Origin of the sequence: Candidatus Protofrankia californiensis (assembly GCF_900634765.1) — a bacterium.
GTDB lineage: Bacteria > Actinomycetota > Actinomycetes > Frankiales > Frankiaceae > Protofrankia > Protofrankia californiensis.
This window is the reverse complement of the sequence record NZ_CAAAFT010000386.1, coordinates 3,029-5,805: the sequence shown is the minus strand read 5'-3', so window position 1 is coordinate 5,805 and position 2,777 is coordinate 3,029. Positions and strand designations below refer to the sequence as shown.

Sequence of the window (2,777 nt, the reverse complement as noted above, 5' to 3'; positions counted from 1 at the left end):
GCCCGGCACAGGTCCACCATGCCTTGCCTCCGCCCAATGCAACAGAGCCCGGTGGACGGGTGGGTCGTCGACGCATCCACCCACCTGCCCGACCAAGGACCCGGCGAACGCAACAGACCCGTTCTACCTCCTTCGCGGCGTCACCGCGGACCCGGAGCAGCAGCACCCTGAAAAGGGTTGCGTGTCAGAGCGTAGAGCAGGGACCACACCATGACCATCCAGCCTGCCCGACGCGGGCCCCGTCCCGCAGGCAAACAGGCAGGTCAACGCCCAAATCGGGGTTCTGAAGCCCCACAGGCCCCGCTTGTCACGTGTGTTCAGAGATCTGTCGCAGCTGTTCTATTTCGGATCGTTTGTTCAGGTCCAGGATCAATCTGCGACCCAGTAAAAGTCCGGTCGTTCCCCCGCCAGATCCAGAACATGTCGAGCGCAAGGATCGACGATAACTACCAAGGAGACTTAGATGACGACACTGGACACCACCGTCCAGCATTTCGCTCCGACGCATACTAGAGGCGACGATCTTCTATGGCACCCGTTCACGCCCTATTCGAACGACGTCCAGCTGAAGATTCTACATGTGGATCTGATCAAAAGCGAGACGCAGATGTTTATGCGCGCGCCCGGGGGAGCGTCGCTGGGCGTCCACGATCACTTTGGCCGTGTACTCGTCTACACCATTCGAGGGAACTGGCGGTACGCGGAGCATGACTGGGTTTCCGGGCCCGGCGACTTTGTTTACGAGGTCGCCAACAGCAGGCACACGTTCATTGTCGAGCCAGGCGAGGACGTGGAGTTATTCATCTCTGTAGAAGGCGCGCTTGCGTTCCTCGGTCTCAACGACGAGATCATCGGCATCGAACAAGCGCACACATTCGCCGAGCGACACAACGAGCACTGCAAGAAGCACGGGATCACCCCGGTTGATCTGACCATGTTCGCCGTCTCGTGATCGCATCGGTGGGGTCGGGGCCGCCTTGGCCCCACCGATCAGCCCTACGCGGGGACGTCCCGCGAACTTACAGATCAATTCACACGCAGCGTAATCTAGTGATCCTAGCATGGGCTTCCTCCGTCTTCATTGAGCCTTTCCGAGTAACCGTCTGTTGCGTTGAGTGATCGGGTGGTCCGGTCGTGTTCGACGTGTAGGAGCACGAGAGCTGCCGTGACGATCTTCCCGATTTTCCAGGGGCAGAGGCTGACGTTGCGCAGCGCCTTGAAAGTGGTCTTGAGTAGGGAGTTCCCGTGTTCGCCGACGGCCTTCTTGCCGTTGTGCGCGGTGTTGTGGGCTTTCTGCTCGTCGGTGAGCCGGCCGCCCGTGGGATTCTTGACCGCGATGGTGACGGTGTCGCGTTCGCCTTCGTAGTCGAGGTCGCCGAGGACGGGCAGGCCGGCGGCGGTCCAGGTGGTGAGTGCGGGCAGGATCTCGGGGTGGGAGCGCAGGGCGGTGGTGTCGTGTTCCCGGCCGGGGCGCACGTCGGAGGTCCACAGCGGCCAGCCGTCCGGGACGGTGACGACCTGGATGTTCCCGCCGTGGTTGGCGTGTGTGCCCGACCAGCACAGGTCCACGCCCGGGTGGGGCCGGGGGGCGGTTGCGATCGGTCTCGATCAGAGTGCCGTCGACGCTGACGTGGCTGTGGCCGGCGGCTTTCGCGGCCAGCAGGGCCGGCTAGACGAGTAAGTCCGAAGTCTGGGCTGGCTGTGGCCGGGCATGGAGAGAGGGCGTCCAAGGTCATGTTGTGACGCAAGACTTGGACACCCTCTTGACCGCACTGTACGTGAAGATCGACAACCGAATCGGGGGCACCCGGGAGCGGGGCAGGCCGCCCCGGTTGACCGACTCCGAACTGGTCTGCCTCGCTGTGGCACAGGCCCTGCTCGGCCATCACTCCGAGGCCCGCTGGCTGCGTCACGCACGTACACACCTGGCCGGGATGTTTCCCTACCTGCCCGGCCAGTCGGGCTACAACAAGCGGCTACGCGCGGCGTTACCCCTGGTCAAGACGATGATCCGGGAGTTGGCGATCGACAGTGACTTCTGCTTCGACAACCACTGGATCACCGACTCCACCCCGGTGCCGTGCGGGATGTCCCGCCCGACGGTGCGACGTTCCAACGTCGCCGGCTGGGCTGGCTACGGCTACTGCGCGTCTCATTCCCGGTTCTTCTGGGGGCTGCGGCTGTACCTGGTGTGTACCCCGACGGGCATGCCGATCCTGTGGGCGCTGGCCAACCCGAAGATCGGTGAACGGGACGTGCTCGCCGCGATGATCGAGATCGACGCCGGTCTGATCGCCGCGCGCGACGGGGTTCTGCTCATCTCGGACAAGGGTTTCGCCTCGAAACCGTTCGAGCGGGCTCTCGCCGAGTGGGGCATCACGCTGATGCGGCCGTCCCGCAAGGACGAACGGGAGCGCTACGGCGAGCCGCTGCTCAAGAAGATCCGCCAGCTCATCGAGTCGGTCAACGACACCCTCAAAGGGCAGCTTGACCTGGAACAACACGGCGGGCGGACCTTCACCGGCGTCGCGATCCGGGTCGCCCAACGCATCCTGGCGATGGCCGCGGCGATCTGGCACAACAACAAGACCGGCGCACCCATCACCCGATCACTGATCGCCTACGACCACTGAGCACATAGGACTTACTCGTCTAGGGCGCGTATCCGGTCGCGATCAAGGGGTGGTTCACGTGAGCTCCTTGATCCAGATCATGGAAGCGCGCAGATGGAGACCGGCGAGATAGCTGCCCGGAGTCTTGTCGTAGCGGGTGGCGAT

2 protein-coding genes and 2 pseudogenes are annotated in these 2,777 nt (G+C 63.5%); 2 read left to right on the top strand and 2 right to left on the bottom strand.

Annotated elements, in window-relative coordinates; genetic code table 11:
* The first annotated feature begins 463 nt into the window (after positions 1-463).
* Positions 464-952 carry a 2,4'-dihydroxyacetophenone dioxygenase family protein gene (locus DD1DGNOD_RS19770; protein ID WP_131764967.1) on the top strand — a complete coding sequence of 163 codons (489 nt, stop codon included), beginning with the start codon at positions 464-466 and terminating at the stop codon, positions 950-952.
* 170 nt (positions 953-1,122) lie between these two features.
* Here the strand turns inward: DD1DGNOD_RS19770 and DD1DGNOD_RS19765 are convergent.
* A pseudogene (locus DD1DGNOD_RS19765) lies at positions 1,123-1,666 on the bottom strand (transposase family protein); the annotation flags it as partial.
* A 73-nt stretch (positions 1,667-1,739) separates the two neighbouring features.
* Here DD1DGNOD_RS19765 and DD1DGNOD_RS19760 point away from each other — a divergent pair.
* Entirely contained in the window at positions 1,740-2,633 is an 894-nt protein-coding gene (locus DD1DGNOD_RS19760) for an IS982 family transposase (protein ID WP_131764968.1), read from the top strand.
* 54 nt (positions 2,634-2,687) lie between these two features.
* Here DD1DGNOD_RS19760 and DD1DGNOD_RS31360 read toward each other — a convergent pair.
* Positions 2,688-2,777 (bottom strand): annotated as a pseudogene (locus tag DD1DGNOD_RS31360) (IS5/IS1182 family transposase); the annotation flags it as partial.

Excerpts from the sequence above, each read along its gene's own strand:
- DD1DGNOD_RS19770 (WP_131764967.1), top strand. The coding sequence starts at position 464 with ATGACGACACTGGACACCACCGTCCAGCATTTCGCTCCGACGCATACT.